The organism is Bradyrhizobium sp. 2TAF24 (genome assembly GCF_052115025.1).
Taxonomy (GTDB): domain Bacteria; phylum Pseudomonadota; class Alphaproteobacteria; order Rhizobiales; family Xanthobacteraceae; genus Bradyrhizobium_A.
Genome location: NZ_JBFRFW010000022.1, coordinates 50,809 through 73,165, shown reverse-complemented (window position 1 = coordinate 73,165; position 22,357 = coordinate 50,809). Strand labels below are relative to the sequence as shown.

General features: G+C 67.5%; 26 protein-coding genes. 9 read left to right on the top strand and 17 right to left on the bottom strand.

Annotated features, from left to right (window positions below):
• Nucleotides 1–117 precede the first annotated feature (117 nt).
• A complete protein-coding gene (gene leuB, locus AB4Z37_RS27985) occupies nucleotides 118–1,230 on the top strand; it encodes a 3-isopropylmalate dehydrogenase (RefSeq protein ID WP_441519987.1) in 1,113 nt (370 codons plus the stop codon).
• A gap of 101 nt (nucleotides 1,231–1,331) precedes the next feature.
• Here the strand turns inward: leuB and AB4Z37_RS27980 are convergent, their stop codons facing one another.
• Nucleotides 1,332–1,700, bottom strand: coding sequence for a hypothetical protein (locus AB4Z37_RS27980; protein ID WP_441519986.1), 369 nt, complete (start codon nucleotides 1,698–1,700; stop codon nucleotides 1,332–1,334).
• A gap of 147 nt (nucleotides 1,701–1,847) precedes the next feature.
• The gene (locus AB4Z37_RS27975) at nucleotides 1,848–2,291 is read right to left on the bottom strand and encodes a hypothetical protein (RefSeq protein ID WP_441519985.1); all 444 of its coding nucleotides are present in this window, start codon (nucleotides 2,289–2,291) and stop codon (nucleotides 1,848–1,850) included.
• 186 nt (nucleotides 2,292–2,477) lie between these two features.
• Here AB4Z37_RS27975 and AB4Z37_RS27970 point away from each other — a divergent pair, with 186 nt between their 5' ends.
• Nucleotides 2,478–3,512, top strand: a complete 1,035-nt coding sequence (locus AB4Z37_RS27970; RefSeq protein WP_441519984.1) for an aspartate-semialdehyde dehydrogenase — start codon at nucleotides 2,478–2,480, stop codon at nucleotides 3,510–3,512.
• Between the two features lie 78 nt (nucleotides 3,513–3,590).
• Here AB4Z37_RS27970 and AB4Z37_RS27965 read toward each other — a convergent pair whose 3' ends face one another.
• Together AB4Z37_RS27965 and AB4Z37_RS27960 are read right to left on the bottom strand one after the other, a co-directional pair.
• Nucleotides 3,591–3,836, bottom strand: coding sequence for a hypothetical protein (locus tag AB4Z37_RS27965; protein WP_441519983.1), 246 nt, complete (start codon nucleotides 3,834–3,836; stop codon nucleotides 3,591–3,593).
• A 114-nt stretch (nucleotides 3,837–3,950) separates the two neighbouring features.
• Nucleotides 3,951–4,592, bottom strand: a complete 642-nt coding sequence (locus tag AB4Z37_RS27960) for a carbonic anhydrase (RefSeq protein ID WP_441519982.1) — start codon at nucleotides 4,590–4,592, stop codon at nucleotides 3,951–3,953.
• A gap of 135 nt (nucleotides 4,593–4,727) precedes the next feature.
• Between AB4Z37_RS27960 and AB4Z37_RS27955 the strand changes: the two genes are divergently transcribed.
• Nucleotides 4,728–5,606, top strand: coding sequence for an HpcH/HpaI aldolase/citrate lyase family protein (locus AB4Z37_RS27955; RefSeq protein ID WP_441519981.1), 879 nt, complete (start codon nucleotides 4,728–4,730; stop codon nucleotides 5,604–5,606).
• 205 nt (nucleotides 5,607–5,811) lie between these two features.
• On the opposite strand, the gene leuD is transcribed toward AB4Z37_RS27955, so the two are convergent.
• On the bottom strand, nucleotides 5,812–6,417 hold the full coding sequence (leuD, locus tag AB4Z37_RS27950) for a 3-isopropylmalate dehydratase small subunit (protein ID WP_441519980.1): 606 nt from the start codon (nucleotides 6,415–6,417) through the stop codon (nucleotides 5,812–5,814).
• A gap of 282 nt (nucleotides 6,418–6,699) precedes the next feature.
• Nucleotides 6,700–7,107, bottom strand: coding sequence for a metallopeptidase family protein (locus AB4Z37_RS27945; RefSeq protein ID WP_441519979.1), 408 nt, complete (start codon nucleotides 7,105–7,107; stop codon nucleotides 6,700–6,702).
• Nucleotides 7,108–7,217: 110 nt separating this feature from the next.
• Between AB4Z37_RS27945 and AB4Z37_RS27940 the strand changes: the two genes are divergently transcribed.
• The 3 genes from AB4Z37_RS27940 (at nucleotide 7,218) to AB4Z37_RS27930 (ending at nucleotide 8,795) form a co-directional block, all read left to right on the top strand.
• Nucleotides 7,218–7,517: a hypothetical protein gene (locus AB4Z37_RS27940; protein WP_441519978.1), complete on the top strand. Its 300-nt coding sequence runs from the start codon at nucleotides 7,218–7,220 to the stop codon at nucleotides 7,515–7,517.
• Between the two features lie 327 nt (nucleotides 7,518–7,844).
• Nucleotides 7,845–8,096: a hypothetical protein gene (locus AB4Z37_RS27935; RefSeq protein ID WP_441519977.1), complete on the top strand. Its 252-nt coding sequence runs from the start codon at nucleotides 7,845–7,847 to the stop codon at nucleotides 8,094–8,096.
• A 177-nt stretch (nucleotides 8,097–8,273) separates the two neighbouring features.
• Nucleotides 8,274–8,795 carry a hypothetical protein gene (locus AB4Z37_RS27930; protein WP_441519976.1) on the top strand — a complete coding sequence of 174 codons (522 nt, stop codon included), beginning with the start codon at nucleotides 8,274–8,276 and terminating at the stop codon, nucleotides 8,793–8,795.
• A 105-nt stretch (nucleotides 8,796–8,900) separates the two neighbouring features.
• Here the strand turns inward: AB4Z37_RS27930 and leuC are convergent, their stop codons facing one another.
• From leuC to AB4Z37_RS27910, 4 genes are all read right to left on the bottom strand, one after another.
• Nucleotides 8,901–10,310, bottom strand: coding sequence for a 3-isopropylmalate dehydratase large subunit (gene leuC, locus AB4Z37_RS27925; RefSeq protein WP_441519975.1), 1,410 nt, complete (start codon nucleotides 10,308–10,310; stop codon nucleotides 8,901–8,903).
• Nucleotides 10,311–10,659: 349 nt separating this feature from the next.
• A complete protein-coding gene (gene rplS / locus AB4Z37_RS27920; protein ID WP_441519974.1) occupies nucleotides 10,660–11,043 on the bottom strand; it encodes a 50S ribosomal protein L19 in 384 nt (127 codons plus the stop codon).
• A 105-nt stretch (nucleotides 11,044–11,148) separates the two neighbouring features.
• A complete protein-coding gene (trmD, locus tag AB4Z37_RS27915; protein ID WP_441520000.1) occupies nucleotides 11,149–11,910 on the bottom strand; it encodes a tRNA (guanosine(37)-N1)-methyltransferase TrmD in 762 nt (253 codons plus the stop codon).
• Nucleotides 11,911–11,977: 67 nt separating this feature from the next.
• On the bottom strand, nucleotides 11,978–13,192 hold the full coding sequence (locus tag AB4Z37_RS27910) for an MFS transporter (RefSeq protein WP_441519973.1): 1,215 nt from the start codon (nucleotides 13,190–13,192) through the stop codon (nucleotides 11,978–11,980).
• 178 nt (nucleotides 13,193–13,370) lie between these two features.
• Between AB4Z37_RS27910 and gcvA the strand changes: the two genes are divergently transcribed.
• The gene (gene gcvA, locus AB4Z37_RS27905; protein ID WP_441519972.1) at nucleotides 13,371–14,288 is read left to right on the top strand and encodes a transcriptional regulator GcvA; all 918 of its coding nucleotides are present in this window, start codon (nucleotides 13,371–13,373) and stop codon (nucleotides 14,286–14,288) included.
• 15 nt (nucleotides 14,289–14,303) lie between these two features.
• Here gcvA and AB4Z37_RS27900 read toward each other — a convergent pair whose 3' ends face one another.
• The gene (locus AB4Z37_RS27900) at nucleotides 14,304–15,407 is read right to left on the bottom strand and encodes a zinc-binding dehydrogenase (RefSeq protein WP_441519971.1); all 1,104 of its coding nucleotides are present in this window, start codon (nucleotides 15,405–15,407) and stop codon (nucleotides 14,304–14,306) included.
• Between the two features lie 121 nt (nucleotides 15,408–15,528).
• Between AB4Z37_RS27900 and AB4Z37_RS27895 the strand changes: the two genes are divergently transcribed.
• Entirely contained in the window at nucleotides 15,529–16,074 is a 546-nt protein-coding gene (locus tag AB4Z37_RS27895) for a TetR/AcrR family transcriptional regulator (RefSeq protein WP_441519970.1), read from the top strand.
• Nucleotides 16,075–16,134: 60 nt separating this feature from the next.
• Here the strand turns inward: AB4Z37_RS27895 and rimM are convergent, their stop codons facing one another.
• From rimM to AB4Z37_RS27875, 4 genes are all read right to left on the bottom strand, one after another.
• Complete coding sequence (rimM, locus tag AB4Z37_RS27890; RefSeq protein ID WP_441519969.1) at nucleotides 16,135–16,680, bottom strand: ribosome maturation factor RimM; 546 nt, start codon at nucleotides 16,678–16,680, stop codon at nucleotides 16,135–16,137.
• A 259-nt stretch (nucleotides 16,681–16,939) separates the two neighbouring features.
• Nucleotides 16,940–17,257 (bottom strand): 30S ribosomal protein S16, encoded by a 318-nt coding sequence (gene rpsP / locus AB4Z37_RS27885; protein ID WP_441519968.1) that lies wholly within the window; start codon nucleotides 17,255–17,257, stop codon nucleotides 16,940–16,942.
• 47 nt (nucleotides 17,258–17,304) lie between these two features.
• Nucleotides 17,305–18,840: a signal recognition particle protein gene (gene ffh / locus AB4Z37_RS27880; protein ID WP_441519967.1), complete on the bottom strand. Its 1,536-nt coding sequence runs from the start codon at nucleotides 18,838–18,840 to the stop codon at nucleotides 17,305–17,307.
• Between the two features lie 279 nt (nucleotides 18,841–19,119).
• Nucleotides 19,120–19,470 (bottom strand): DUF6614 family protein, encoded by a 351-nt coding sequence (locus AB4Z37_RS27875; protein WP_441519966.1) that lies wholly within the window; start codon nucleotides 19,468–19,470, stop codon nucleotides 19,120–19,122.
• 90 nt (nucleotides 19,471–19,560) lie between these two features.
• Between AB4Z37_RS27875 and AB4Z37_RS27870 the strand changes: the two genes are divergently transcribed.
• The gene (locus AB4Z37_RS27870; RefSeq protein ID WP_441519965.1) at nucleotides 19,561–20,535 is read left to right on the top strand and encodes an MBL fold metallo-hydrolase; all 975 of its coding nucleotides are present in this window, start codon (nucleotides 19,561–19,563) and stop codon (nucleotides 20,533–20,535) included.
• Between the two features lie 41 nt (nucleotides 20,536–20,576).
• On the opposite strand, the gene AB4Z37_RS27865 is transcribed toward AB4Z37_RS27870, so the two are convergent.
• The gene (locus AB4Z37_RS27865) at nucleotides 20,577–21,302 is read right to left on the bottom strand and encodes an SIMPL domain-containing protein (protein ID WP_441519964.1); all 726 of its coding nucleotides are present in this window, start codon (nucleotides 21,300–21,302) and stop codon (nucleotides 20,577–20,579) included.
• Nucleotides 21,303–21,313: 11 nt separating this feature from the next.
• Nucleotides 21,314–22,153, bottom strand: a complete 840-nt coding sequence (locus AB4Z37_RS27860) for a GyrI-like domain-containing protein (RefSeq protein ID WP_441519963.1) — start codon at nucleotides 22,151–22,153, stop codon at nucleotides 21,314–21,316.
• Between the last annotated feature and the right edge of the window lie 204 nt (nucleotides 22,154–22,357).

Below are 22,357 nucleotides of genomic sequence, written 5' to 3'. Positions count from 1 at the left end.
CGAGCCGGGTCGGTTCCGCAAGCGGGGGCTGCGGCAATGGTGTCTTGCAAAACCAGCAACAGGGCTCTAGCAAGACCGCGATTTTCCCGTTCCACCCGGTACAAGTCGAGGCATTCCATGGCGACCCACAAGCTGCTCCTTCTCCCCGGCGACGGCATCGGTCCGGAGGTCATGGCGGAGGTGAAACGCCTGATCGACTGGCTGAACGCGCAGGGCATCGCGTCGTTCACCACCGAGACGGGGCTGGTCGGCGGCTCGAGCTACGACGCCGACAAGGTCTCCATCACGGATGCCACCATGGCGCTGGCGCAGGCCTCCGATGCGGTGATCTTCGGTGCCGTCGGCGGTCCGAAGTGGGACAGCGTGCCCTACGAGGTGCGGCCCGAGGCCGGCCTGCTGCGGCTGCGCAAGGATCTCGGCCTGTTCGCCAACCTGCGCCCGGCGATCTGCTATCCGGCGCTCGCCGAATCCTCCAGCCTGCGTCGCGAGGTCGTCGAGGGTCTCGACATCATGATCGTGCGCGAGCTGACCGGCGGCGTGTATTTCGGCGAGCCGAAGACCATCACCGATCTCGGCAACGGCCAGAAGCGCGCCATCGATACCCAGGTCTACGACACCTACGAGATCGAGCGCATCGCCCGTGTCGCGTTCGACCTCGCGCGCAAGCGCCGCAACAAGCTGACCTCGATGGAAAAGCGCAACGTCATGAAGTCGGGCGTGCTCTGGAACGAGGTCGTGACCCAAGTGCACCAGCGCGAGTACAAGGACGTGCAGCTCGAGCACCAGCTCGCCGATTCCGGCGGCATGCAGCTCGTGCGCAACCCCAAGCAGTTCGACGTCATCGTCACCGACAACCTGTTCGGCGACCTGTTGTCCGACATCGCGGCGATGCTGACGGGATCGCTCGGCATGCTGCCGTCGGCCTCGCTCGGCGAGGTCGATGCCAAGACCGCAAAGCGCAAGGCGCTGTACGAGCCGGTGCACGGCTCGGCGCCAGACATCGCCGGCCAGGGCGCGGCCAATCCGATCGCGATGCTGGCGTCGTTCGGGATGGCGCTGCGCTACTCGCTCGATCTCGGCGCGCTCGCCGACAAGCTCGACGAGGCGATCGCCGCGGTGCTGGCCAAGGGCCTGCGCACCGGCGACATCAAGTCGGAAGGCTCCACGGTGGTCTCGACCTCGCAGATGGGCGAGGCGATCGTTAGTGAACTCGCGGCCCTGCACGCCTGAACACAGGCTAAGGCCCTGATCTGAAAAAGAAAATGCCCGGCTCGCGCCGGGCATTTTGCTGTTCGGATCCGATGGAGCGGCGACGCGGAGCTCGCCGCCGGTCAGTACAGCGGGAAGCCGGTCGGATAGCCGCCGGCGTCGGCCGGGGTGCTGAGCGGGGACCGGCGGAAGTCCATGTGCGAGTTCAGGCGGTCGAGATGCTCGAAGCTGTTCGGACCGCCGGTGGCATAGTCGTTGTACTTGCGCTCGCCCGGCAGCACCTCGGTGCCGGCATCGAGCCAGGAGCGCTTGGTCACGTAGATGCGGGTACGGGGACCGGCCTGGTACGAATAGCTGACCGATGAACGCGATACCGCCGGATGGCGGCGCTTGGTGGCCGCGTCGGCCTCTTGTGTCGCGAGCGCCGTGGCGACAACGGCGGCGGCGACGCCGAGTCCCAGAACAGAGCGGCTCAGGAATTTCAAAGTCATCATGTCCTCATCGGGATTCCGAATGTGGTTGCATTTTAGCCGCCCGGTGGTTGCGGCCACAAGGTGAATCGGGCCACACCCGTCGACAATAATGGTCGGATCGGCCCCGTAATGTGCCATGCCGGGCAAGCCGTTAGCGCAAAAGCGTCACAGACGGCCGCGCAATTGCGGCGCGTCGCCGGCCGTGGTGGTCCCGGTGCGGGCGGTCATCGCGCCGCACGCCGAATCATCCTGTGCGGCGAAGTACCCGCGGCAGGGTGGACCGGAGGGCGCACTGGCGCGCTGGGCGGTATCCGGTGCGGCGATGGAGCCGGTGGTCTCCGGCGCGGCCGGGTCAGCGCGGCTGGCGTCGCCGCTGCCCAGCGCTCCAGCGTCGGTATAAGCGATTGTTTTGTCGATCGAATCGACAAGAGCTGAGACGTCGGGCGGAACGGCCGCGAGCACCAGGGCGCCGATCAGGGCGAGGGCGGCAAGGCCGCACAGGTAGGTTGCGATCGCCGCCGCGGCAGTCCCGGCACCCCGGGCGGCGCTGCGCAGCGCCCATCGCCAGTCGGCGGAACGAGAGGGTTGATCAGGGCGGGTCTGGCGCATAGCTGCGGAGCTATCTGTTCGACGGACGAGGCCTGGCGGTCGACCACGATCCAGCGCCGGGTTCCGGGTGGAGAGGCCTGACCGCCGGCGCGAGCGTTGTCATAAAGGCGTTTCTCGCATAGAAGCGCCATCGCTTCCGTTATCCGCCATGCGCGGACGAAAGCATTTTTGAGCGGAGAGTGAACGATGGGTTACAAGGTTGCAGTGGTGGGCGCGACCGGCAATGTGGGCCGCGAGATGCTCGACATCCTGTCCGAACGCAGCTTCCCGGCCGACGAGGTGGTGGCGCTGGCGTCCCGGCGCAGCCAGGGCACCGAGGTTTCGTTCGGTGACAAGACCCTCAAGGTCAAGGCGCTCGAGAATTTCGATTTCAGCGATGTCGACATCTGCCTGATGTCGGCGGGCGGCAGTGTGTCCAAGGAATGGTCGCCGAAGATCGGCGCCGCCGGCGCTGTCGTCATCGATAACTCCTCGGCGTTCCGCATGGATCCGGACGTGCCGCTGGTCGTGCCGGAGGTCAACGCCGACGCGGCGGCGGGCTTCACCAAGAAGCACATCATCGCCAACCCGAACTGCTCGACTGCACAGCTCGTGGTGGCGCTGAAGCCGCTGCACGAGAAGGCGACCATCACCCGCGTCGTGGTGTCGACCTACCAGTCGGTGTCGGGCGCCGGCAAGGATGCGATGGACGAGCTGTTCTCGCAGACCAAGGCCGTCTACACCACCGACGAGCTCATCACCAAGAAGTTCCCCAAGCGCATCGCCTTCAACGTCATTCCCGAGATCGACGTCTTCATGGAAGACGGCTACACGAAGGAAGAGTGGAAGATGATGGTCGAGACCAAGAAGATTCTCGACCCGAAGATCAAGCTCACCGCCACCTGCGTGCGCGTGCCGGTGTTCGTCGGCCACTCGGAAGCGGTGACGGTCGAGTTCGCAAACCCGATCACGCCGGACGAGGCGCGCAACATCCTGCGCAACGCGCCGGGCTGTCTCGTCATCGACAAGCACGAGCCGGGTGGCTACGTCACGCCATATGAAGCGGCGGGCGAGGACGCCACCTACATCAGCCGCATTCGCGCCGACGCGACGGTCGAGAACGGCCTGTCGTTCTGGTGCGTGTCCGACAACCTGCGCAAGGGCGCGGCGCTGAATGCGGTGCAGATCGCCGAGGTGCTGATCAACCGCAAGCTGATCACCGCCAAGAAGAAGGCGGCTTGATCGCCGCTATTCTGCGTCGCTTTCGAAAGCGCGGCCGCTGCGGCGGTCGCGCTTTTGTTTGGCCGGAAGGCTGTGCGGTTAGCGCGCGTTGATGTTGCGCACGCAGTTGCCGCGTTCGATCGCGGCCTGGATGCAGCTCTGATAGTCGTAGTAGCGGCAGTCGGTATAGACGCCTGAGGCTCCGTCGCCGCCGCCGCGGGAGATGCAGAACGGTGGCGGGCCGCTGGGCCGTGGCGGTGCCGTCCGCGCGGCCATCGCGGGCGACAGGACAGTGCTGGCGACGACAACCGCGAGCACGGTCGCCCGCGCGGTGACAGCAGACATCGGAAAGCCTCGCAGTTGCGCGATCATGATGCGATCATAGCCGCATGGCCGGATCGCGGCTGCTCACGATTGCGCAAGCGAGGCCATATTCGGCAAAATGTCGCGGCAGGGCGATCAGGTCGTCTCGACCGGATTGAATTCGCCGGTCGCTTCGTCCAGCACCGCGAGCGAGCCGTGCGCCACGCCGAAATAGGCGCCATGCAGCTGCAGCTTGCCGCGCTCGGCCAGCACCTGGATGCAGGGGAAGGTCATCAGGTTGCGCAGGCTGGTGGTCACCGCCTTCTTCTCGAGCCGGGTGATGAAGTCCTGCAGCGCCTCGTTGGGGCCGCGGGCGGCTTCCGCCACCGTCGGCTCCAGCAGCGACATCCATTTGCCGATGAAGTCGCCGGGCGACAGCGGTGCACTGTCCTGCGCCAAGGCCTTGATGCCGCCGCACTGGGCATGCCCCAGCACCACGATATGCTTGACGCGCAGCACCTGCACCGCGAACTCGAGCGCGGCCGAGACGCCGTGCGCCTCACCGTCGGGCGCATAGGGCGGCACGAGGTTGGCGACGTTGCGCACGATGAACAATTCGCCGGGGCCGGCGTCGAAAATCACCTCCGGCGACACGCGGGAATCGCAGCAGCCGATCACCATGACTTCCGGCGCCTGGCCGCGCTCCGACAACTCGCGGTAACGGCTCTGCTCGGTCGGCAGGCGTTGGGTCGCGAAGGTCCGGTAGCCGGTGACGAGTTGTTGCGGGAATGGCGACATGGCTGGGCTCGCTGGTCACAGGGAAATTGGCCGAAAACTGCCGATGGCTAATCATAAGCAGGGGTTTGTAACAAGTCTTCCGGTTCGCTCGCCGAAATGCTATCGCGCAGGTTCCGTTTCCGGGGAGATCCGAAGATGATCCGTCCGCGCCGCAGCCTGCTGTTCATGCCAGGATCGAACCTCCGGGCGCTGGAAAAAGCCCGGACCCTGCCGGCCGACGGCATCATCCTGGATCTCGAGGACGCGGTCGCACCCGACGCCAAGGGCGTGGCGCGCGACCAGATCGCCCAGGCGATCGCGGCCGGCGGTTTCGGCAAGCGCGAGGTGCTGATCCGCATCAACGGGCTGGACACGCCGTGGTGGGAAGACGATCTCGCGATGGCGGCGAAAGCGGTACCCGATGGCGTCCTGGTGCCCAAGGTCTCCAGCGTCGCCGATCTCGCATCCGTGGCCGATCGTCTTGCTGGGCATGCCGCGCCGGCCTCGCTCAAGGTCTGGGCGATGATCGAGACGGCGTTCGCGATCCTGCGGGTCGAGGAGCTGTCGGCGCAGGCGCAGCGTCCGGAGATGCGGCTCGCGGGCTATGTGATGGGGCCCAACGACATTGCGCGCGAGACGCGCATCCGCATGGTCGAGGGCCGCGCCACCATGCTGCCGTTCTACACCTCCTGCATCCTCGCCGCTCATGCCTACGGGCTCGAGATTCTCGACGGTCCCTACAGCGATTTCAGCAACGCCGCGGGCTTCGCCGCCGAGTGCGCGCAAAGCCGCGACATGGGCTTCGACGGCAAGACGCTGATCCATCCCAGCCAGATCGAGGCCTGCAACGCCGCGTTCACGCCGCCGGCCGACGAGGTCGCGCAGGCGCGCAAGATTCTCGCAGCGTTCGCCCAGCCCGAGAACGCCGGACGCGGCGCGATCCAGCTCGACGGCCGCATGGTCGAGCGGCTGCATGCCGAGATCGCCAAACGGACGATCGCGATCGCCGATGCGATTGCGGCAATGGGCGGCTAAACGAAACGGTGAAAACGTCGGGTATGCGGACGCTCGTCACGAACAAGGCGAGGTGTTCGCACTCATGCGTCAGCGCCGCGACCCGGTGATCCAGCTATGAATGAAGTTGCGACGACGGAGCGGCAAGCTGGATTGCCGGGTCAAGCCCGGCAATGACGCAGATGTCTGGAAATGCGCTTTGCCTTAAAGGCCGAACGCGTTCTGCTTACAGCCAGGGCCGCGCGGTCTGGGCCTTGGTCTCGAAGCTGGCGATCGCCGCGCTCTTCTGCTTGGTCAGGCCGATGTCATCGAGCCCATTGAGCAGGCAGTGCTTGCGGAAGGCATCGATCTCGAACTTGACCGTGCCGCCGTCGGGACCGCGGATCTCCTGGTTGGCGAGATCGATGGTCAGCGTGGCGTTGGAGCCGCGCTCGGCGTCGTCGAACAGCTTCTCGAGGTCTTCCTGCGACACGCGGATCGGCAGCAAGCCGTTCTTGAAGCAGTTGTTGTAGAAGATGTCGCCGAACGACGTCGAGATGATGCAGCGGATGCCGAAATCGGCGAGCGCCCAGGGGGCATGCTCACGGCTCGAGCCGCAGCCGAAATTGTCGCCGGCCACCAGGACCTTGGCGTTGCGGTACGACGGCTGGTTGAGCACGAAGTCCGGGTTCTCGCTGCCGTCGTCGTTGTAGCGCTGCTCGGAGAACAGGCCCTTGCCGAGGCCGGTCCGCTTGATGGTCTTGAGGTACTGCTTGGGAATGATCATGTCGGTGTCGACATTGATGATCCGCAGCGGCGCCGCGACGCCCTCCAGCACGGTGAATTTTTCCATCGTCGTGATCCCGAACAGTGCCTGATTGAGAGGGCTTTATTATCGCGATTGGGCAAGGGGTTAAAGGCCGAAATCGCATACCAGTACCCGCTTTTCGACGTTCGTGACACATCGCGGCAAACTCTTTCACGAACGTCGAAAAGCAAAGGGCACTGGCAAACATATGATTCTGGTGCCGCTTTTCGATCTGAAGTCCCTGGGACGAGATTGCGGCTCGCGGTGCAGGGACTTCAGATCGGCGGCACCAGCCCTCCTACCGGCCTGCAGACCCCCCCGCCAGTGTCAGGCCCGGGCCTCGATCGCCTCCATGTCGGCGTCGGACAGGCCGAAATGGTGGCCGATCTCATGGACCAGCACATGGCGGACGATCCGGCCGAGCGTCTCGTCGTGTTCCGCCCAGTAGTCGAGGATCGGGCGGCGGTAGAGCCAGATCATGTTGGGCAGCGGGGCGACCTCGTCGACACTGCGGAACGGCAGGCCGACCCCCTGGAACAGGCCGAGCACGTCGAATTCGCTCTCCGCGCCCAGCGCATCCAGCACCTCCTCGGTCGGAAAATCGTCGACCTGGATGATCAGCCCCTCGCACATGGCGCGGAAGCCCTGCGGCAGGCGGTCGAACACGTGGTGGGCCATGGCTTCCAGCTCGGCCAGCGAGGGGGCTTTGGCGGATATCCAGACGGGATCGGTCATTCCTCATCATTAGGACAGCGGCGTTCCCGGGCCAAGCGGCCGGTTGACGCGCGCGCCCTAATCGGAGAGCGTGGCGCCGGCTTGAACGGGGATCGGGTAAGGGCGGGGACATGCGGATCAGGACACTGGCATTGGGGATCACCGGCGGCGCAATGCTGCTCACCGGGCTCCTGACGCTCGGCCCGGCCAGCGCGCAGTCCGTGGCGCGAGACGGCGTGTCGTCCGAAACTTCACCTGTGGAGTCGGCGCCCACCCGCCGGCGCAGTCCGACCCGGCTGCGGGTGCATCCGATCAACCGCGCATTGGGCCCCAATGCGGTGCGCCAGTGTGTGGCGCACTACGAGCAGGAGCACCGCGTCGCGGGCACGGTCATCGTGCCGCGCATGCAGTGCTGGTGGGAGCCGGGCTGAGCTCGATCCGGCCCCGCACTCTGTCGTCCTTGCTGGGCGGCAGGAATGCGAGAGACTGGTGATCACAAACGCGTGCCGCGCAGGATCATTGCAGTCGCCGTGATGACGCGGCCTGTCGATGCGATTTCCCACCGCGGTTCATGTTGCGGATGTCCGTGATCGACAACGGCATTTCCGAGTGTGTCCATCGCGATCGGTCGTTCATGTAACTGACAAGCGCATTCAGGCCGCGTTCACGCGCGCATGCCTAGCGTTAAGGCGATGTCGTTCCGGAACAATGTCCGGCTCGGGCGTTGATCAAGCGCTCATCGTCAGGAGGATCGCTACATGAAGAAAATTCTCGGCATGTTCGCAGTGGTGGGACTGCTCGCCGTTGCAGCGCCCGTCGGCTCGGCGCAAGCCTTTTCGCTCGCGAACCCGGCCACCGCCGCGACGACCAGGACGGCGTCCGAACATCTCGGCATGACCACCGAGGTGCGCTGGCATCACCATCATTGGCGGCGGCATCACTGGCACCGTCATCATCATTGGCGCCATCGCCACTGGCGGCACCATCGCTGGCATCACCGCCACTGGTAACTTTTTTCTGACGTCGTTCGATCTCCTTTGCGCAAGGTTCGCGCCCGCCACCACGGCGCGGGCCTTGCTCGTGCCATGTTGCGTCCGCAGATAGCTTTTGACCGGGTGCCGCGCGTCTGGTGTGGCGGCGGCGCGTCCGATATCCTGTCGGGCAACCGGAAGCACAAGGAGTGTCTGATGAAATCGCTGATCGGTGCGATCGCTGCGGCCGCGTTGATCTCGGCGACCTGTGTGGCCGTCTCGCAGGCGGCGGAGACGCCGTCGGCCGGTGCGCCGGCCGCTGCTGCGCCGGCTCCCTCGTCGTCCGCGCCGGCGTCACCCGCGCCTGCGACATCTTCGCCGGCCGCGCCTGCGCCGGGCCCGGCCGCGTCGAGCAAGCCGGCCGATCCCGCGCCGGCGACATCCGCAGCACCGGCCACGCCGTCATCGTCCGCGAAAGCTGCGGCTGCCCCCGCGAAGGAAGCGCGTCCGGCCAGGAAGGCGCGGCGTCAGGCGCATGCCAGGCCGCGTGTCTACCGCCGCGCGATGGGGCCGACCTATGTCGAGGATCCGGAGCCGGAATACATCTATCACCCGCCGGCTTATTATTACGGTCCCGGTGCGTACCGCGAGTATTATGGCCGCCCCTACTACTACCGGCCGTATTATTCGTCCGGCTGGGGCCCGTTCCACGGCTTCACGTTCGGCTTCGGCTGGTAAGCGCAGCGGCGCCATCTCACGGAATCAAAAAAAGCGGCCGCATCGATGATGCGGCCGCTTCTGTTTTGTTGATCGCGTGCGGCGGCGAGGATGCCGCTGCGGTTTTCAGTGCCAGTCGCGGATGTCGACGAAGTGGCCGGCGATCGCCGCCGCCGCCGCCATCGCCGGCGACACCAGGTGGGTGCGGCCCTTGAAGCCCTGGCGGCCTTCGAAGTTGCGGTTGGAGGTCGAGGCGCAGCGCTCGCCCGGCGCCAGCTTGTCCGGGTTCATCGCGAGGCACATCGAGCAGCCCGGTTCACGCCACTCGAAGCCGGCCGCCTTGAAGATCTTGTCGAGGCCCTCGGCTTCCGCCTGCTCCTTCACGAGGCCCGAGCCCGGCACGATCATCGCGCTGACATTGGCGTTGACGGTGCGGCCGCCGATCATCTTGGCCGCTGCGCGCAGGTCCTCGATGCGGCCGTTGGTGCACGAGCCGATGAAGACGCGGTCGAGCTTGATGTCGGTGATCTTGGTGCCGGCGACGAGGCCCATATACTGCAGCGCGCGATGCTTGGACGCGCGCTTGGTCTCCTCGGCGATGTCGTCGGGATTCGGCACCACGCCGGTGATGGAGATGACGTCCTCGGGCGAGGTGCCCCAGGTCACGATCGGCGGCAGCTTGGCGGCGTCGAGGCGGATCTCGGCGTCGAAATGCGCGCCGTCGTCCGTGCGCAGGGTTTCCCAGTAACGCATCGCGGCGTCCCAGTCGGCGCCCTTCGGCGATTTCGGACGGCCCTTGAGGAAGTCGAACGCCTTCTGGTCCGGCGCGACGAGACCGGCGCGAGCGCCGCCCTCGATCGACATGTTGCACACGGTCATGCGGCCTTCCATCGACAGCGCCCGGATCGCCTCGCCGCTGTACTCCAGCACATGGCCGGTGCCGCCCGCGGTGCCGATCTCGCCGATGATGGCGAGGATGATGTCCTTGGCGGTGACGCCTTCGGGCAGCGTGCCGTCGACGACGGCGCGCATGTTCTTGGCCTTCTTCTGGATCAGCGTCTGGGTCGCGAGCACATGTTCGACCTCGGAGGTGCCGATGCCATGCGCCAGCGCACCGAACGCGCCATGGGTCGAGGTGTGGCTGTCGCCGCACACGATCGTGGTGCCCGGCAGGGTGAAGCCTTGCTCTGGCCCGATGATGTGGACGACGCCCTGCCGCTTGTCGAACTCGTCGTAGTACTCGATGCCGAAGTCGCGGGCGTTCTCGGCCAGCGTCTTGATCTGCTCGGCGCTCTCCGGATCGGGATTGGGCTTGCTGCGATCGGTGGTCGGCACGTTGTGGTCGACGACGGCGAGCGTCTTCTCCGGCGCGTGCACCTTGCGCCCGGCGGTGCGCAGACCTTCGAACGCCTGGGGCGAGGTCACCTCATGGACGAGATGACGGTCGATGTAGAGCAGGCAGGTGCCGTCGGGCTGCTCGTCGACCAGGTGGTCGTTCCAGATCTTGTCGTACAGCGTGGTCGGTTTGGCGGACATCGGTTTCGGTCCCTCAGCGAAAAACAGGTGACATGAAAACAAGTGGAATGGTGTCGGCCGTCAGGCCGGAAAAGCGGCGCCGTGAGCGCAAGCGCATCAAAGGCCGGCGGCGATCGAGGCGGTAAACCGTCCATAGAATCGCCAGGGCAGGCGGCGGTGATCGTCGAGGACGATCCGCTGCGTCGGCAGGCCGGCGATGTCGATCTCTGGAACCATTCTAGTTGTCTATCACACCGTGCGCGGGCGCGACAATCGAACGTCGCGCGTGGCTGAGGTCCCATGGATGCGGGACAAACAAAAAGCGCGGCCGTTCGGCCGCGCTTGTCGCAACTCGCGAGGGTGGGGGCGATTACTCGCCCGACGCGGCCACCTGGCGATCCTGACGCTCGACGATGCGGGCAGACTTGCCGCGCAGGCCACGCAGGTAATACAGCTTCGCGCGACGCACCTTGCCGCGGCGCACCACCTTGATGGCGTCGATCATCGGCGAGTACAGCGGGAACACGCGCTCGACACCCTCGCCATAGGAGATCTTGCGAACGGTGAAGCTCTGGTGGATGCCGCCGCCCTGACGGCCGATGCAGACGCCTTCATAGGCCTGCACGCGGGTACGATCGCCTTCCTTGACCTTCACATTGACGACGACGGTGTCGCCCGGTCCAAAGTCCGGAATCTCCCGGCCGGCGGTGAGCTTCTCGAGCTGCTCGTTCTCAAGCTCTTGAATGAGGTTCATCGTGAAATCTCCATCGGCGGCGCTCCCGATCGGCGGGGCGCTAACGTCCGTCCAAAGTCATTCTGCGCGGATTGCGCGCTCCTATACGGCAAAGACGAGCGGTTGTCACCCTTCCGTCGTGTTTTTTGGTCGCTTTTTGGCCGAGGGCGGAACAGGCCGGGCGGCCCACAGGTCCGGGCGGCGGGCGCGGGTCAGCGCCTCGGCTTCGGCGTGACGCCAGCGGGCGACCTTGCCATGGTCGCCGGACAGGAGGATCTCGGGGATGGCGCGGCCCTCGAACTCCTGGGGGCGGGTGTATTGCGGGTATTCCAGTAGTCCTGCAGAAAAACTCTCGTCATCTCCAGAGCTTACGCAGCCCATGACGCCGGGCAGCAGGCGCACGCAGGCGTCGATCAGGACCATGGCGCCGAGTTCCCCGCCGGACAGCACATAGTCGCCGATGGAAACCTCCTCCAGGTTCCGTGCCTCGATCACCCGCTGGTCGATGCCCTCGAAACGGCCGCACACGATCAGCGGGCCGGGCCCGGCGGCGAGCGCGCGCACCCGCGCTTGCGTCAGCGGCGCGCCCCGCGGGCTCATCAGCAGCCGCGGCCGGTCGGCGTCGACCGCGGCGGCATCGATCGCCCGCGCCAGCACGTCGGCCCGCAGCACCATGCCCGGGCCGCCGCCCGCCGGGGTGTCGTCGACCGTGCGGTGACGATCGGTCGCAGCGTCGCGGATGTTGCGGGCGTCCAGCGTCCAGGTCCCGCTCGCCAGCGCGCGGCCGGCGAGGCTGATCCCGAGCGGGCCGGGAAACATCTCCGGATAAAGCGTGAGCACGGTGGCCTGCCAGGCGGCCGGCGTTGCAGGTGAAGTCGACAGCGTCATGGCCGGCAAACTGGCCCGCCGCGCGCGCGGCGTCAAACCCGGCACACGGCGGGATGTGCGATGACGTTCAGTTGCCGATGCTGCGGGCGTCGGTCTCGGCGAGGCGCGGTGCAAGGTTCAGCACCAGCGGGCAGATGATCAGCGCCGTCGCGGCGGTCGCAATCGTCGCCATCACCGGGCCGAGCGCGTCACCCAGCACACCGTAGAGCACCGGTGCGATCGCGCCGGAGCCGATCGTGCCGGTGTAGAACAGCGCGAAGGCACGTTCGGTGCGGTCGGCGGGCGCGAGTTCGGGCACGGTGCCGTAGAGCACCGACGAGGTGCCGTTGAGCATCACGCCGAGCAGCGGCAGCAGCACCATGACAGGCGCGAGCGGCAACGCCAGCACGGCAAGGATGCAGGCCGCGGTGCCGCCTTCGGTGATCAGCACGGTGCGCAGCGTGCCGACGCGCGCGCCGAGCCAGCCGCAGGTGAACTTGCCCGCGGCGCCGCCGATGAACACCAGCGCCAGCGCGAGGCCGCTGGTCGGCAGCGACGCGCCCTTGGCCTGAAGCAGGAACGGCAGGAATGTCAGGAAGCCCATGCGCACTGCGGTGTCGAGGATGCCGATCCACAGCAGCAGCTGGAAGCCGCCGCGGCCACCGCCCGCATGCGCGGCCGTCTTCGCCTTGCCCGCGCGTGCCTTGCCGACCGCGGGCATCAGCAGCGTCATGGCGATGGCCACCACGATGCCGGCGCCGGCGAGCAGCAGCAGCGCCTGCCGCCACGACATTACGACAAGCAGCAGCGAGACGAGCGCGGGAATGGCCGCCTTGCCGAGATCGCCGCTGAAATTGTAGACGCCGAGCGGTCCGCGCGCCGCCGCGCCATAGGCGCGCGACACTGCCGCGGAGGCGATCGGATGCTGGGTGCTGGAGCCAGCGCCCGCCAGCGCCAGCGCGCAGGCAAGGCCGATGATGCCGCCGGAGAAGCCGGCGAGCCCATAGCCGAGCGCCGACAGCGCGGTGCCGGCGATCAGCACGAACTTGCCGTCGATCCGCTCGGCCAGCCGGCCGACCGGAATCTGCAGCCCGGCCATCATTCCGGCATAGAGCCCGCGCAGCAGGGCCAGCACGGCGTAGCTCAGCGCGAACTCGCCCTGCCACACCGGCAGCAGCACGTAGATCAGGTCGGTGTAGCCGTCATGCAGTGCATGGTTGACGCCAGTCGCGGTCAGCGTTCGCGCGGCCCGCAGGCGGCCGGACGGCGGTGCCTTGTCGTTGCGGCTGACGACGTCAGTCATGGCTGTCCTCCGGCGCAAGTGCTGGCGGCAGAAAATTTGAACGACCGATGGTCAAGACGTCAGCGCCCCGTTGCAAGGAAATCGTATGTCGTCATCAGGTTATGACGCCACTATGCCGCACTTCGCATATCTGTCACAAATCAGGAATAATGGGATTATGCGTTAGAAAATCTATCTCATGATCACGCCCTTCCGCATTCGCCGCCTGCCGCCGCTGAACGCGGTCCGCGCCTTCGAGGCGGCCGCCCGTCACGGCAGCTTCAAGGAGGCGGCCTCCGAGCTTGGCGTCACCCATGGCGCGGTGAGCCAGCAGGTGCAGCTGCTCGAGGACTGGCTGGGCGCGCCGGCGCTGTTCCGCCGCGCTGCCCGGCGGGTGGTGCTGACCCCGGCCGGCGCGGCCCTGCTCGCCGAGTTCGGCCCCGCGCTCGACCGCATTGCCGCAGCCGTGCAACTGCACCGTGAGCGGCGTGATGACCGGCCGGCGGTGGTGCTGCGGGTCAATGCGCTGGCGACCTTCAGCCTGCGCTGGCTGCTGCCGCGCATGCCGCTGTTCCGTGCCGAGCATCCCGATATCGAGGTGCGGCTCGCCACCTCCAACGATCCGCTGGATGCGCTGCCGGAGCCGTTCGACGTGGTGATCCGCGGCGGGCCCGATGCCTTTCATGGCTACACGGCGCGCTTCGTGCTGTCGGAGCAGCGGCTGCCGGTGTGCAGCCCGGCGCTGCTGACGCAGCGGCCGCTCGCCGATGTGGCGGATCTGGCTGGGCATACGCTGCTGCATGTCACGTCGATGCCGCGGCTGTGGCGCGACTGGCTCGCCGAGGCCGGGCATGCCGCGCTGGAGCCAGCGGCATCGCTGACGTTCGACCACTTCTATCTGACGCTGCAGGCCGCGCTCGACGGCCTCGGTGTCGCGATGGGGCCGACGGCACTGATCGCCGACGACCTCGCGGCCGGGCGCCTGGTGACGCCGTTCCCGAAGATCAGCCTGCCGGCCCGTAGCTATTTCGCCTACATCCCACAGGCCCGGCGCAGCGCGCCGCACAGTGCGGTGTTCTGCGACTGGCTGGCGCAGCAGGGCCGGCAGATGGGCTGACTGTCGTTCCCTGGATCAGGGGATCACCGCGGTCAGGTCGAGGCCCCGCATGGTCGCCGCCGCTTCGATCGCATCAGGCAGGCGCGCGAGCGGAAAGCGCTTCACCGCGATCTTGCCGAGATCGAGCAGACCCGCAGTCGCCAGCGCAGCGAGGTCGCCGGGAGCGGTGCGCGCGTACATGAACTGGCCGACGATCTCCCAGTCATTGGCGAGCAGCTCGCGGAACGAGATCTCCAGCGGCACGTCGGCGCTGCCCATGATCACGAGACGGCCACCGCGCTTCAGCGCGCGCAAGGTCGACAGCGTGGTCGAGGTGCTCTTGGCGCTGCCGAGCAGGTCGATCGCGGCGTCGGCCGCGCCGCCCGCGGCCGCGCGGATGACAGCGAGATCGGCGGCCGCATCCGTGCCGGTCACAACGGCGGGGGCGACGCGCGGGCCGAAGGCCGTGCGCAGCCTGTCGAGCGCAGCACTGTCGCGGCCCACCGCGACCACGCGCGCGGCGCCCATCGCTGCCGCCAGCATCACCGCGCCGGAGCCGAAATAACCGGTGGCGCCGTTAACGATGACGACCTGGCCGCCGCCGAGATTCAGGCGCTGCAGGCCGCCGAACGGCACCACCAGCTTGGCGAGGCCGAGCAGTTCCTCCGCCGGGCGGTCATCGAGGCCGCGCAGCGGCGTCGCGCAGGCGGCGGGCCAGTGCGCGATCTCCGTGAAGGCGCCGTCGCTCCAGCGCTGCTGCAGTCCGTGGATCGCCGGCGTCTCGCCCATCCGGGTCAGGCCGATCAGGATCTGCGCCGGCTCCCGGTCCGGCACATCAGCGCGCAGGTGCGGGCTCAGGAACACGCGGTCGCCGGCGGTGACATGGCCGACATTGCGGCCGGTCGCGACGACACGGGCGATGGCGTTGGTGCCGGGCACGAACGGCAGCGCCGGCAGACCGTAGGGCACCGCGCCGGACAACACCTTGCCCGTATAGGACAGCACCATGGCGGCCTCGACCGTGGCGACGATGCCGTCATCCGCCGGCGCGGGCGTCGGCACGTCGTCGAAGCGGAGGTCGCCGAGGGCATGCAGCCGCCAGGCCTTGTGGGTCGCGGAAGCCTTGTCGAGGGTCGCCATGGTCGATATCCTCAATTTCGAAACTTGCAGTCTCGAATATATTCCGAGACTAAAAGTCTCGCAAGGGGTGGCAAGAGAAGACAAGCGACGACAAGAGACGGGAAGGGTGCGGTTGACGACGATGGACGACACGGACGGCAAGGCGCGAGGACGGCCGCGCAGCGACACGGCGCGGCGGGCGATCCTGGATGCGGCCTATGATCTCGTGGTGACGCACGGCTATGCCGACGTCACGATGGATGCGATCGCGGCGCAGGCGGGCACCGGCAAGCAGACCATCTATCGCTGGTGGCCGGGCAAGGCCGATCTCGTGCTCGATGCGCTCGAGGACTGGGCCGAAGGCCGCATCACCATCACCGAGACGGAATCGCTGCCGGCGTTTCTCACTGAGGTCTGCGAGGGCGCGACGCGCGCCGGCCCGGTGCTGCGCTCATTGATGGCGCAGGCGCAGTTCGACACAGCGCTGCGCGACAAGGTCAAGGCGCGGCTGATCGAACCGCGGCGCGACGCGCTGCGCCGTTGTCTCGCCCATGCCGGCGTCGAGGCGCGCCACCGCGATGGCCTGGTGTTCGCGATCTATGGCGCGCTGTGGTACCGGCTGTTGATGGACGAGCCGCTGGACGCGCCCTTCGTCAGGCAGATGACGGCGCTGGCGCGCCGCGGCTGATGCCGCCTCGCCTCGTCAGATCTGATGTCGGAGGATGCGACGGATGCCGCTGCGCGGCGCTCAGTCCTGCTCGGCAGCATCCGGGCTGTCGCCCTCGATTTCCTGCGGCCGCTCGATGATGACGCGGCCCTGCGCGAGGTCGACTGTCGGCACCACTGCATTGGTGAACGGCAGCATCAGGGTCGGCCCCTTGGGCGGCGCGATCTCGATGATGTCGCCGGCGCCGAAATTATGAACAGCCACGACGCGGCCGATCGGCTCGCCGGCGGCGCTTTCCGCGGCCAGGCCGATCAGGTCGGCATGGTAGTATTCATCGTCCGCGGTCGGCGGCAGCCTGTCGCGGGCGATGTAGAGTTCAACGCCGTTGAGCCGCTCGGCGTCGTTGCGGGTGGCGATGCCCTTGAGCACGGCGACGAGATGGCCCCTGGCCTCCCGCGCCCGCACCACCTCGAACTGCTGCGCGCCGTCCTTGGTCGACAGCGGGCCATAGTGCAGCACCGCCAGCGGATCTTCCGTGAACGGCCACAGCTTGACCTCGCCGCGCACGCCGTGCGCAGCGCCGATCTTGGCAACGCAGATTTTGGTGTCCTGCGCCAATGGCGTCATTCCGTGAAAAGCATCATCGCCGGCACGAGCCGCGATTGTCCGGCGGCTCACTGGAGACGTAGGCCGCGCCTCAGATTCTGCGTCATTGCCGGGCTTGACCCGGCAGTCCAGCTTTCTTCCTGGCTGCGCAGCCTCGGAAGCTGGATCACCGGGTCACGCCGCTTCGCGGCGGCCCGGTGATGACGCGGAGAAGGTGGAGACGCTTCTCGTCCGGACGGCCCGGCGGCAGAGCCGGGCATCACGGTAAGCTCAGACCAGCTTAGGCCGCAGCGGCCTTGCGCTCCTTGCGCGGCACGGACTTCTCGGGGTTGTTGCGCGGGGTGCGCTTGGCAATGCCGGCGGCATCGAGGAAGCGCGCCACGCGGTCCGACGGCTGCGCGCCCTTGGCGAGCCAGGCCTTGACCTTCTCGAGGTCGAGCTTGAGGCGGGCTTCGTTGTCCTTCGGCAGCAGCGGGTTGAAGTGGCCAAGACGCTCGATGAAGCGGCCATCGCGCGGGAAACGCGAGTCGGCGACGACGACGTGGTAGACGGGACGCTTCTTGGTGCCTGCGCGGGCGAGGCGGATCACGACGGACATGGGTCTCTCCTTAAGTGTCTGTTCGATGAATGGGTGTGAAACGGCAGTTACTTCTTCTTGCCAATGCCCGGAAAACCTCCGAGGCCCGGCAATGTCGGTTTTCCGAGCCCCGGGAGGCCCGGCAGTCCGGTCGGCGAACCGCCCGGAAAATCCTTCGGCAGCGACGGCATGCCCTGCGGCAATCCGCCCGGCATCTTCTCCGCCATCGCCTTGAGCTGGTCGGGCGACGGCATGCCGCCGCCAAAGCCCATCGCCTGCGCGAGGCCGGCGAGCGGGCCGCGCTTGGCGCCGCCCATGGCCTTCATCATGTCGGCCATGTTCCGGTGCATCTTGAGCAGCTTGTTGACGTCCTCGACCTTGGTGCCGGCGCCGGCGGCGATGCGCTTCTTGCGGCTGGCCTTGAGGATGTCGGGATTCTTGCGCTCCCCGCGGGTCATCGAATCGATGATCGCGACCTGGCGCTTCACCACCTTGTCGTCGAGATTGGCGGCGGCGAGCTGGTTCTTCATCTTGGCGATGCCGGGCATCAGCCCCATCAGGCCGCCGAGGCCGCCCATGTTCTGCATCTGCAGCAACTGGTCGCGCAGGTCGGCGAGGTCGAACTGGCCCTTGCGCATCTTCTCGGCGGCGCGGGCGGCCTTCTCGGCGTCGATGTTGGCGGCGGCCTTCTCGACCAGCGACACCACGTCGCCCATGCCGAGAATGCGGCCGGCGATGCGGCTGGGATGGAAGTCTTCCAGCGCGTCGGTCTTTTCGCCGACACCGATCAGCTTGATCGGCCGGCCGGTGACCGCGCGCATCGACAGCGCGGCGCCGCCGCGGCCATCGCCGTCGACGCGGGTCAGCACGATGCCGGTGAGGCCGACGCGCTCGTTGAAGGCGCGGGCGACGTTGACGGCGTCCTGGCCGGTCAGGGAGTCGGCGACCAGCAGCACCTCGTGCGGCTGGCCGGCGGCCTTCACCTGCGCGGCCTCGACCATCATCTCTTCATCGAGCGTGGTGCGGCCGGCGGTGTCGAGCAGCACGACATCATAGCCGCCGAGCTTGGCGGCCTGCAGCGCACGGGTCGCGATCTGCGGCGGCTGCTGGCCGGCGACGATCGGCAGGGTGTCGACGCCGACGTCGCGGCCGAGCACGGCGAGCTGCTCCATCGCGGCCGGACGGCGTACGTCGAGCGAGGCCATCAGCACCTTGCGCTTGTCGCGCTGGGTGAGGCGGCGGGCGAGTTTCGCGGTGGTGGTGGTCTTACCCGAGCCCTGCAGACCCACCATCATGATGGCGACCGGGGCCGGGGCGTTGAGGTCGATGGTCTGGCTGTCGGATCCCAGCGTCTCGACCAGCTGGTCGTGGACGATCTTGACCACCATCTGGCCGGGGGTCACCGACTTGACGACGGTGGCGCCGATCGCCTGCTCGCGGACCTTGTCCGTGAAGCTGCGCACGACGTCGAGCGCGACGTCGGCCTCGAGCAGCGCGCGACGAACCTCGCGCATGGCCGCGTCGACGTCAGCCTCCGTCAGCGCACCGCGCCGCGTCAGCCGGTCGAGAATGCCGCCAAGCTTTTCCGACAGATTGTCGAACACGTCTGCCTTCCCGCTGCCTCGACCCGTGGAGCGTCAGGCCCCGACGGATACATGATTGAAGATCCCGTCTCGCCCCGCCGCGTGTCGTCGCACAAAACACGTTGACGCCCGAGGGCGCACAGCGCTGTCGGGCGTTGACCTCCGGCCTCATGGACCGGGCGGCGGGTCGAAAAGAAGATCTTTCCGAAAGTGGGCGGACTTAAAGCGGCTATGGGGCGGAAAGTCAATGCCCGGTGTGCCGCCGTCGTCGCCCGGCATCCAATTAAGGGATTGATCGGATTAGAATTTTTCCTCACCACGGTGCCGGATCGGATCCGGAAAGTCGCGGTAGAGGGCAAATTTCACGTTCTGGACCAGGGCGTTGACGCCAAAGTGCAGGCTTTCGACCGGCTCCCGGCGGGACCCGACAAGCGCAAAGGCGCGGTCGAGCTGGTCCAGGCTGTCGAACTCCATCATCAGGTGAAACTCGCCGACATCGGCGCCGCTGAGGCCGAGCTTGCGGCGCATCAGCCGCCAGCCCACCAGCAGCCCCTCGGCCTGCAGCCGGCCGAGATAGGCGGCAAGGTTGTCGCTGAAGGTCGTGTCGCTCACCCCCGGCTTGAGATCGAACCAGGCGTTGTAAATCGTCATCGGCGGCACCATGTCGGAACGGGACCCGTCACCTTAGAGGTGGGCGGGCTCACTGATCCACCCGTTTCCCGCCTCGCTTCGGACGTCTCGATGCCGCGTTACCAGGGCCCCGTCACCGACCATTTCAACGGCAGGCATTTCTTCGATCCCCACGGCAGTCCGCCGAAACGGCTGCGCGAGGTCTGGCAATGGCAGCGCACCCGCAAGCCGGCGCCATGGCCGGCCTGGCATCCGTCGCCATTCAGCGATACGCCGCCGGCGCGGATCAATGGCGCGGCGGCGCGGTTTTCGTTCGTCGGCCACGCGTCGTGGCTGATCCAGGCCGGTGGGCTCAACATCCTCGTCGATCCGGTGTGGTCGGAGCGCGCCTCGCCGTTCAAGTCGCTGGGGCCGAAGCGGGTCAATGATCCGGGTATCGCGTTTACAGCACTGCCGCCGATCGACGTGGTGCTGGTGTCGCACGGCCACTACGACCATCTCGATCTCGTCACGCTGTCGCGGCTGAACGCCGCGCATGCGCCGCGGGTGATCACGCCGCTCGGCAACGACCTGACCATGCGCGCGCATGACCGGGCGATCCGCGCCGAGGCCTATGACTGGGGCGATCGGGTGCATCTCGGTGCCGGCGTCGCGGTGCATCTCGTGGCGACACGGCACTGGACCGCGCGCGGCCTGTTCGACCGCAACCGCGCGCTGTGGGCGAGTTTCGTGCTGGAGACGCCGGCGGGCAAGGTCTATGCGGTCGGCGATTCCGGCTATGGCGACGGCGTGCATTTCCGCCGCGTGCGCGAGCGCCACGGATCCTTGCGCATCGCGCTGCTACCGATCGGCGCCTATGAGCCGCGCTGGTTCATGCGCGACCAGCACATGAACCCGGAAGATGCGGTCAGGGCGCTGGCTGATTGCGGCGCCGAACAGGCGCTCGCCCATCACCACGGCACGTTCCAGCTCACCGACGAGCCGATCGTCGAGCCGGCCGAGCAGCTCGACCTCGCGCTCGACGCGGCTGGCGTGCCGCGCGAGCGGTTTCGTGCGCTGAAGCCGGGCGAGGTGGTCATGATCTGACGCGCCGGCCGCGGCCGGCGCGCTGTCGTGGCGGGCAGGCCTTACTGCGGCTTGATGGCGTAGGAGACGCTGACGGCGATGCGCAGCGTCTCGGAGCCCGGCGCCACCGGGGTCGCGGCGACATCGGCCGCCATCTTGCGCGCGTACATCGGCACCGGCCCGGGCGCGCCTTCCTCGGCAATGCTGAGCGGTTCGCCCAGCGTGACATTGGCCGCCTTGGCGTAGATCTCGGCCTTGCGGCGGGCATCGGCGATCGCACGGGCGCGGGCGTCGTCGAGCAGCTTGGAGGCCTGCGACACCGAGAAGCTGATGCCGCTGATCTCGTTGGCGCCGGCGCCGACCAGCGCATCGATGGCGCCGGCCACCTTGGTGACGTCGCGCAGCGTCAGCGTTACGCGGTTGGTGGCGCGGTAGCCGGTGATCTGTACCGGGCCATTGCCGTTGCGGTTCGCCGTGCTCTGCGGCTGCAGCGACAGGCGCGAGGTCTGGATGTCGTTGTCGGCGATGCCGGACGCCTTCAGCGCCGCCAGCACACCGGCCATCGCCTTGTTGTTGGCGTCCGCCGCCTCGCGCGCGGTCTTCGCCTCGGTGGTCACGCCGCCGTCGATCTCCGCACGGTCGGGCACCACCGACAGCGTGGCGTCGCCGCTGACCGTGATCGAGGGCGGCGGCACGCTGTCCGCGCGGGCGGCGGTCGCAAATCCCGTCGCGCCGGACAGGGCCGCGGCGCAGAGCAGGGCGAGCGGGAGGGAGGTCGAACGCGTCATGTGTGGGGCACTCACTTCAGGGGGACGAAAACGTTGATGACGAGCTTGTCTTCCGCCGTCTTCAGCGGATCGGTGACATACTCTTCAATGAAGGTGTCCTTGGCTTCCAGCCGCTTGTCGTCGAGGTGGTTGGTGATCGCCTCGTAGGTGTTGTCCATGTTGTCGTAGGAACCGCGATGGACGAACTTCAGCACCTTGCCGTCCGGCGATTTGCCGACGGTGACGTCCTTCGGCAGGCCCTTCGGCTCCTGGTCGACCGGAAGCTCGGCAAGGAAGGAGAAGCCGGTGTCGTCGGTTGAGGTGTAGACGATCAGCGCCGAGCCGGTCGGCTTGACGCCCTGCTTGTCGAGGGTGGAGGTCAGCGACTTCAGCGAGTCGATCAGGGTGTCGAAGGCGGAATCCCAGTTCGCCTTGCCCTTGATCATCACCACGGTCTTCGGCGTCAGCGTCGTTTCCTCGCCGAACGGATCGGCGACCTGCACCTTCTCGGCGGGCGACGGAGCAGGAATCTGGACGGTGGCCGGCGGCGATGCGGGGGCCTGGGCGGCGGGTGGTGTGGCCGGTGTCGGGGCAGGCGCGGATGCGGCAGGGGCCGGCGGCGCGGTCCCGGCTGCCGGCGCTGCGGGCGGGGTCGCAGGGGCGGCTGGTGTGGCGGCAGCGCCGGCCGCAGGCGTGGCAGGCTTGTCCGCCGGGGGCGTCACGGCAGGTGTGGCGGGCGCGGGGGTTGCGGCCGGCGGGGAGGCCGGCGTCGCGGGCGGCGACTGGGCCCAGCCCGCGGTCAGACTGAGGGATATCGCCGCGGCCGGCACCAGCGTGGTGAGTGCAAGATGACGTAGGCGGGCGCGGTTCATTCCATGTCTCCCCAGATGGCGTGCCGAATGGCGGCGGACCCTATCATGTGAACTGCGCCCTCGTCCCATGACAGATATGTCATGACAACATGGCGGCAAAAAGCAGGCCGTCGCCGCGAGCCCGCGGCGGAATCCGCCGGGACTGGCCAAGTGCGGCCGTCTTCGCCATATAGAGGCCCAGCAGCGCCTGATTGCGGGCGCCCC

Excerpts from the sequence above, each read along its gene's own strand:
- leuB (WP_441519987.1), top strand. The coding sequence starts at position 118 with ATGGCGACCCACAAGCTGCTCCTTCTCCCCGGCGACGGCATCGGTCCG.
- AB4Z37_RS27980 (WP_441519986.1), bottom strand. The coding sequence starts at position 1,700 with ATGACTTTGAAATTCCTGAGCCGCTCTGTTCTGGGACTCGGCGTCGCC.
- AB4Z37_RS27975 (WP_441519985.1), bottom strand. The coding sequence starts at position 2,291 with ATGCGCCAGACCCGCCCTGATCAACCCTCTCGTTCCGCCGACTGGCGA.
- AB4Z37_RS27970 (WP_441519984.1), top strand. The coding sequence starts at position 2,478 with ATGGGTTACAAGGTTGCAGTGGTGGGCGCGACCGGCAATGTGGGCCGC.
- AB4Z37_RS27965 (WP_441519983.1), bottom strand. The coding sequence starts at position 3,836 with ATGTCTGCTGTCACCGCGCGGGCGACCGTGCTCGCGGTTGTCGTCGCC.
- AB4Z37_RS27960 (WP_441519982.1), bottom strand. The coding sequence starts at position 4,592 with ATGTCGCCATTCCCGCAACAACTCGTCACCGGCTACCGGACCTTCGCG.
- AB4Z37_RS27955 (WP_441519981.1), top strand. The coding sequence starts at position 4,728 with ATGATCCGTCCGCGCCGCAGCCTGCTGTTCATGCCAGGATCGAACCTC.
- leuD (WP_441519980.1), bottom strand. The coding sequence starts at position 6,417 with ATGGAAAAATTCACCGTGCTGGAGGGCGTCGCGGCGCCGCTGCGGATC.
- AB4Z37_RS27945 (WP_441519979.1), bottom strand. The coding sequence starts at position 7,107 with ATGACCGATCCCGTCTGGATATCCGCCAAAGCCCCCTCGCTGGCCGAG.
- AB4Z37_RS27940 (WP_441519978.1), top strand. The coding sequence starts at position 7,218 with ATGCGGATCAGGACACTGGCATTGGGGATCACCGGCGGCGCAATGCTG.
- AB4Z37_RS27935 (WP_441519977.1), top strand. The coding sequence starts at position 7,845 with ATGAAGAAAATTCTCGGCATGTTCGCAGTGGTGGGACTGCTCGCCGTT.
- AB4Z37_RS27930 (WP_441519976.1), top strand. The coding sequence starts at position 8,274 with ATGAAATCGCTGATCGGTGCGATCGCTGCGGCCGCGTTGATCTCGGCG.
- leuC (WP_441519975.1), bottom strand. The coding sequence starts at position 10,310 with ATGTCCGCCAAACCGACCACGCTGTACGACAAGATCTGGAACGACCAC.
- rplS (WP_441519974.1), bottom strand. The coding sequence starts at position 11,043 with ATGAACCTCATTCAAGAGCTTGAGAACGAGCAGCTCGAGAAGCTCACC.
- trmD (WP_441520000.1), bottom strand. The coding sequence starts at position 11,910 with ATGACGCTGTCGACTTCACCTGCAACGCCGGCCGCCTGGCAGGCCACC.
- AB4Z37_RS27910 (WP_441519973.1), bottom strand. The coding sequence starts at position 13,192 with ATGACTGACGTCGTCAGCCGCAACGACAAGGCACCGCCGTCCGGCCGC.
- gcvA (WP_441519972.1), top strand. The coding sequence starts at position 13,371 with ATGATCACGCCCTTCCGCATTCGCCGCCTGCCGCCGCTGAACGCGGTC.
- AB4Z37_RS27900 (WP_441519971.1), bottom strand. The coding sequence starts at position 15,407 with ATGGCGACCCTCGACAAGGCTTCCGCGACCCACAAGGCCTGGCGGCTG.
- AB4Z37_RS27895 (WP_441519970.1), top strand. The coding sequence starts at position 15,529 with ATGGACGACACGGACGGCAAGGCGCGAGGACGGCCGCGCAGCGACACG.
- rimM (WP_441519969.1), bottom strand. The coding sequence starts at position 16,680 with ATGACGCCATTGGCGCAGGACACCAAAATCTGCGTTGCCAAGATCGGC.
- rpsP (WP_441519968.1), bottom strand. The coding sequence starts at position 17,257 with ATGTCCGTCGTGATCCGCCTCGCCCGCGCAGGCACCAAGAAGCGTCCC.
- AB4Z37_RS27875 (WP_441519966.1), bottom strand. The coding sequence starts at position 19,470 with ATGACGATTTACAACGCCTGGTTCGATCTCAAGCCGGGGGTGAGCGAC.
- AB4Z37_RS27870 (WP_441519965.1), top strand. The coding sequence starts at position 19,561 with ATGCCGCGTTACCAGGGCCCCGTCACCGACCATTTCAACGGCAGGCAT.
- AB4Z37_RS27865 (WP_441519964.1), bottom strand. The coding sequence starts at position 21,302 with ATGACGCGTTCGACCTCCCTCCCGCTCGCCCTGCTCTGCGCCGCGGCC.
- AB4Z37_RS27860 (WP_441519963.1), bottom strand. The coding sequence starts at position 22,153 with ATGAACCGCGCCCGCCTACGTCATCTTGCACTCACCACGCTGGTGCCG.